Consider the following 3498-nt stretch of genomic DNA (forward strand, 5'->3'; position numbering starts at 1 on the left):
CGGCCGCCGACCGCACGCCCACCCGGCCCCACCCCCCTCGCGCCACCCCGCCCGGACCGTTTCGGGCGTCTCCAAGGAACGACGACAAATGAGGTTGATTGGCTTGTCGCAACACCCCCGGCGCCCACGGCGCCTCAGACACCTGTCGACGCTGGCCGCCCTCGCGGCCCTCGCCACCGTCGCCGCCGGTACGGTCCCCGCCGGTGCCGACGACGGCCGCGCGGACGGCGCGACCGCCGCGAAGCCGCGTGGCCAGGCCCCCGCCGGACTCGGGGCCACCCTCGCCGCGAACCAGGCCGCGCGCGGTGGACCGGCCACCGTCTTCGTACGGCTGGCCACAAGCTCCGCCGTCGACGCGTACGCCGCGGGCACCGCCCGGGGCGCCAGCGAGGCCTCGGCCCAGCGGGCCGCGCAGGACGCCCGGCGGGCCGTCGCCCGGCAGGCGGAGTCCGTCGCCGACGCGCTGCGCGCCGCGGACCGCTCCACCAAGGTCCTCGCCACCACCAGCAACGCCGTGCCCGGACTGATCGCCGAGACCGGCCCCGAGGGGCTGCGCGCGCTCGCCGCCCGCGCCGATGTGGCCGCGGTCAGCCCGGTGGTCGCCCAGGCCAAGGCCAGTACCAACTCCGTCCAGCTCACGGGCGCCCTCAACACCTGGCGGTCCACCGGCAGGACCGGCGCGGGCATCCGCGTCGGCATCGTCGACGACGGCATCGACTACACCCACGCCGCGTTCGGCGGGGTGGGCACCAAAGAGGCGTACCGCGCCATCAAGCCGGACGTCGCCGACCCGGGCTTCCCCACCCGCAAGGTCGTCGGCGGCACCGACTTCGTCGGCGACAACTACGACGCCTCCGGCCGTCTCGGCTCACCCACCCCCGTACCCGACCCCAATCCGATCTCCTGCGGTCACCACGGCACGCACGGCGCCAGCATCATCGCCTCGCAGGGCGTCAACGCCGACGGCACCACCTTCACCGGCGACTACGCCAAGCTCACCCCCGAGACCGTCGCCGCGATGAAGGTCGGGCCCGGGATGGCGCCCCAGGCGTCCCTGTACTCGCTGAAGGTCTTCGGCTGCAACGGGCTGACCTCCACCCTCACCGCGAAGGCGCTGGACCACGCCCTCGACCCCAACGGCGACGGCGACTTCGCCGACAAGCTGGACATCGTCAGCCTCGCCCTGAGCAGCAACTACAACAGCGTCGACGACCCGCTCTCGCTGTTCGTGCGCAAGCTCGCCCAGCACGATGTGCTCTCCGTCTTCTCGGCGGGCAACGGCGGTGACCTCTACGACGTCGCGGGCTCGCCCGGCAGCCTCGCCCCCGAGGCCCTGACCGTCGGCAGCACCCGTGACTCCTACGTGCTGCGCGACGGCGCCAGGATCGAGGAGCCCGCCGCGCTGCGGGGCACCCGCAGCGGCCAGTACAGCCTCGCCCACACCGGCCTGGACGAACTGGACCTGACCCGGCCCGTCGTCGCCCTCGCCCCGGACAACGCCCAGGGCTGCAAGCCCTACGCGCCCGGCGACGCCACCGCCGTCGCCGGAAAGATCGTCTGGATCGAGATGCACATCCAGCGCACCATCGAGGGCCTGGAGTGCGGTTCCGCCGCCCGCGCCAACAACGCCCAGCGGGCGGGCGCCGCCGCCGTCGTGCTCAGCGCCGAGCAGGACCACTTCACCTCGCGGCTGACCGGCACCGCCAGCATGCCCATGTTCCAGTTCACCGCCACCTCCACGGCCGCGCTGCGGCCCGCGCTGGAGGCCGGGACGCTGACGCTGCGGCTGGTCGGCACGGACCGGGCCCGGGTCCCCTCGTACGACCACGCCCTCACCGACACCGCCTCCGTCTTCACCTCGCGCGGTATCCGCGGGCCGGTCGTCAAGCCGGACCTGTCCGCCCCCGGTGACACCATCGCCGCCGCCTTCAGCGGCAGCGGCACCGACCGCGCGGTCTACTCCGGCACCTCGATGTCCGCGCCGCACGCCACCGGCATCATGGCGCTGATCCGCCAGGCCCAGCCCGGCTGGAGCTATGAGGAGGCCAAGGCCGCGGCGATGAACACCGCCGGGCACGACATCGTCTCCGACGACGGCAAGCCGCTCACCCCGCAGCGCGTCGGCGCCGGACGCATCGACGCCCGCGCGGCCCTCGACACCAACGCCCTCGCCTACGTCGCCGACGACCCGGGCGCCGTCAGCGCCTCCTTCGGCGTCGTCGAGGCGGACCGGCGCCTGGTGCGCGCCAAGACCGTGAAGGTCGTCAACAAGAGCGCCAGGCCCCAGCTCTTCCGCGCCGCCTACCAGCCCATCGCCGAGATGCCGGGTGTCCGCTTCAGCGTCTCGCCGCCCGTGGTGTACGTCCCGCCGCGTGGCACCGCCAAGGTGACCGTCACCCTGCGGATCGATGACATCCGCGCCCTGCGCAAGGCCATCGAACCGGCGATGGAGGCCGTCCAGGGCGGCCTCGCCCGGCAGTTCGTCGCCGACGCCTCCGGACGGCTCGTCCTCACCCCGCGCCTCGGCGCGACCCGTGAGCTGAGGGTGCCCGTGGCCGCCTCGCCCAAGCCCGTCTCCACCCTCCGGGCCCCCGCGTCACTGACCTTCCGCGACGGACAGGACAGCGCCGCGCTCACCCTGCGGGGCCGCGGGCTCGACCAGGGCACCGGCTCCGCCGCCTACCGCTCGCTGGCCGGTGTCTTCGAACTCGGCGCCCGCTCACCGCGGCTGCCCGACTGCGCGGACACCACCCAGGGCCGCTGCGCCCTCAACGCCACCGCGCGCGGCGGCGACCTGCGCTGGGTCGGCGCCACCTCCACCGCCCCCACCGCCCGCGCCCAAGGCGCCCCGGAGCGGGCCCTGGCCGCCTTCTCCGTGGTCACCTGGGGGAACTGGGCCAATATCGGCAGCAACACCGTGCCCGCCGTGCGGATCGACACCACCGGCGACGGCACCGCCGACTACGAGTCCTACGTCGTCAAGGCGCCCCGCAGCGACGTCCTGCTGGTCAACACCGTCGACCTGCGGCGCCCGCTGCCCGCCGGGGGCTTCGCCTCCGTCGACACCCAGCCCGTCAACGGTCACTTCGGCGAGGTCGACACCAACACCTTCGACACCAACGTGCTGGTGCTGCCGGTGCGGCTGAGCGCGCTCGGCATCGACCCGTCCGCGGCCTCCCACCCGATCCGCTACACGGTCTCCGTCGGCGGCTTCTACCGCGCCCCCGGCCACGCCACCGTCGACCAGACCGACGCGCCCGTCACCTTCGACCCGCTGGCCCCGCGGTACTGGGCGCGGGCGGAGAACGGCCCGGCCGGGACGGTCGTCCACCCCGTCCGGTCCGGGCGCGCCCTGGCGGTGCACCGCTCGCCCGGCGCCGCCGACGGCGAACTGCTCGCCCTGTTCCACCACAACGCCGACGGTGAGCGCGCCGCCGTGATCGACGTACGGGGCCGCTCCCGGGGCTGAGCCCGGACGGCACGCGCACAACCCTGGTG

Annotated in this window: 1 protein-coding gene; it reads left to right on the forward strand. The window is 74.6% G+C overall.

Annotation, left to right across the window (positions count from 1 at the left end; genetic code table 11):
- Positions 1-88: 88 nt before the first annotated feature.
- The gene (locus ACFVIM_RS34020; protein WP_384309933.1) at positions 89-3469 is read left to right on the forward strand and encodes a S8 family serine peptidase; all 3381 of its coding nucleotides are present in this window, start codon (positions 89-91) and stop codon (positions 3467-3469) included.
- Positions 3470-3498: the final 29 nt, after the last annotated feature.

This window comes from Streptomyces sp. NPDC057638, from assembly GCF_042800315.1.
Taxonomy (GTDB): domain Bacteria; phylum Actinomycetota; class Actinomycetes; order Streptomycetales; family Streptomycetaceae; genus Streptomyces.